1 protein-coding gene and 1 pseudogene are annotated in these 1,837 nt (G+C 78.6%); both read right to left on the reverse strand.

Annotated elements, in window-relative coordinates; translation table 11 throughout:
- Positions 1–178: 178 nt before the first annotated feature.
- Positions 179–1,393 carry a DUF4255 domain-containing protein gene (locus ABZW32_RS39830; protein WP_356225815.1) on the reverse strand — a complete coding sequence of 405 codons (1,215 nt, stop codon included), beginning with the start codon at positions 1,391–1,393 and terminating at the stop codon, positions 179–181.
- Positions 1,390–1,837 (reverse strand): annotated as a pseudogene (locus ABZW32_RS39835) (hypothetical protein); the annotation flags it as partial. The pseudogene ABZW32_RS39835 and the gene ABZW32_RS39830, both read right to left, overlap by 4 nt.

A 1,837-nucleotide genomic window follows, 5' to 3' on the forward strand; every position in this document is an offset into this window, starting at 1 on the left:
GGCCCGGGGCGCAGCCGCGGGGCCACCGGGTCGGGGGCCGTTCCGAGGGGTGCTCCCGAAGGCGGCAGGGGCGAGGGGCCGGGCACCCCCCTGTCCTGCGCGTGGCGGCGGAGCACCAGGTCCAGCCAGTCCAGGGATGCGGTCAGGAAGCGCGCGTTGTCGCCGTCGGTCGCGTGCATCAGATCACCGTCAGCCGCTGGGAGGGGTCGTACGCGGGCGGGTTCGCGGTCCGGTCCAGGACGAGGAGGCTGTCGACGCCGTCCACCCGCAGCCGCACCGGGTACCCGCCCGGCCGGGCCCGGCGCAGCGCGAACCGGGCCGTGTGCCCGGCGAACGCGCCGGCGGCGTGGGCGTCGCCGCCCAGCAGCAGGAACACCCGCTGCCCGGCGGCGAACGGCGGATCGGCGTTCACGACCACCTCCGCGTCACCCGCCGCGTCACGTACGACGGTGGCCGGCAGCGGGCTGGTGATCCGTGGCGCGAGGGCCAGGTACCAGGGCCCGACGGGCAGTTCGGCGGGCGGCGTCCCGGCCCGCAGCGTCACCGCGCACACGCCCGCGGGCAGCCCGGCGGGCAGGGTGAGGGCCAGCGTCCCGGACGGGCGCGGCGGGCCGCCGGGCGCGGGCGCCGGGACCGGGACGACGAGGGTGGCGTCGGAGCCCAGATGGGTGAGCCGGACGGCGCTCACCCCGCCCAGGTTCGCCCCGCGCAGCTCGACGCGGTCCCCCGCACGGGCGGCGGGCTGCCCTCCGGGGCACACCACGGCGTCGACCCGCGGGGTCGTCGGGCGGACGCCGGTGCTCGCCCGGGGACCGCGGCCGTCGCTGCCGCGGCTGAGCACCGGCACCGGCGTGCGCGCCGGACGCCGGGAATCGATGAGGACCGCCCGCACCTCGAAGGCCGTGGTCAGCCGGTACGGCGTCTGGAAGACGCTCCAGAGGGAGTAGATGTCCTTCTCCTCGAAGGCGTGCCAGGTGATGCGGACGCTGTCCACCTGCCGGGCGACATCGCTGTACGGGGCGCTCTGGGCCAGTTCCGCGCGGGTCAGCAGGGGCCGGGTGTGCAGTGCCTGGAGGGCGCCGCCGAGCAGCCGGTGCGCCACGAGGTCGTTGCCGTCGGGCACGAACGGGGTGAGGAGGTAGCGCAGGACCAGCGGCAGCGCGGGCTCCGCGCCCTCGCCGGGGAGCAGGTCCGGCGGCGGTGCGTTGCGCAGCTCCGCGGCCATGCCGGTCTGGTAGAGGAACAGGTTGACCTGGGCCTCCTGGGCGGTCGGGTTGACCTGGTCCAGGGGCCGGGCCACGGCCGTGGCCCCCGGCAGGACGCCCTTGACGCCGTCGTCCACCAGGGCCCGCAGGGTTTCGGTGACCGCCTCGATGGCCCGCGCGTCGCTCATCGGCCACCGCCCGAACGCCGCCGCAGGTAGTCCTCCAGCGGGACGGCCGGCCCGCGCGGCGACCTGCGGACGGAGGGGGCCTGCTCGGCGGGGGCGGGCCGCGGCCCCGGGCGGACCTCCAGCCGGCCGATGGTGATGTGGACGGTGGTCTCCCCGGCCGCCGGTCCGCCGGCGGGCCCGTCCGGCTCCTGCCTCCGGCCCGCCCGCGTCTCCCCGTACCCGTACCCGTACCCGTACCCGTACCCGTACCCGGGTGCGGTCGTGGGTGCGGGGACGGATCCCGGTCCGGCCGCGGCGCGGGGTTGCGCGGCCGGAGTCGTGGTGCGGCCGGGCCGAACCGCCACCGGAGCGTGGCCCTCGGCGGGCGGTTCCGGCACGTCCGGGCGAGGCGCGGCCCCCTCGGAGGCGTCCGACGGGCCGGGCCCGGCGGCGGGCGCCCGCGGG

Origin of the sequence: Streptomyces sp. NPDC004667 (assembly GCF_040609475.1) — a bacterium.
Lineage (GTDB): Bacteria > Actinomycetota > Actinomycetes > Streptomycetales > Streptomycetaceae > Streptomyces.

Coding starts and splice junctions, on each gene's coding strand:
- ABZW32_RS39830 (WP_356225815.1), bottom strand. CDS start 1,393: ATGAGCGACGCGCGGGCCATCGAGGCGGTCACCGAAACCCTGCGGGCC.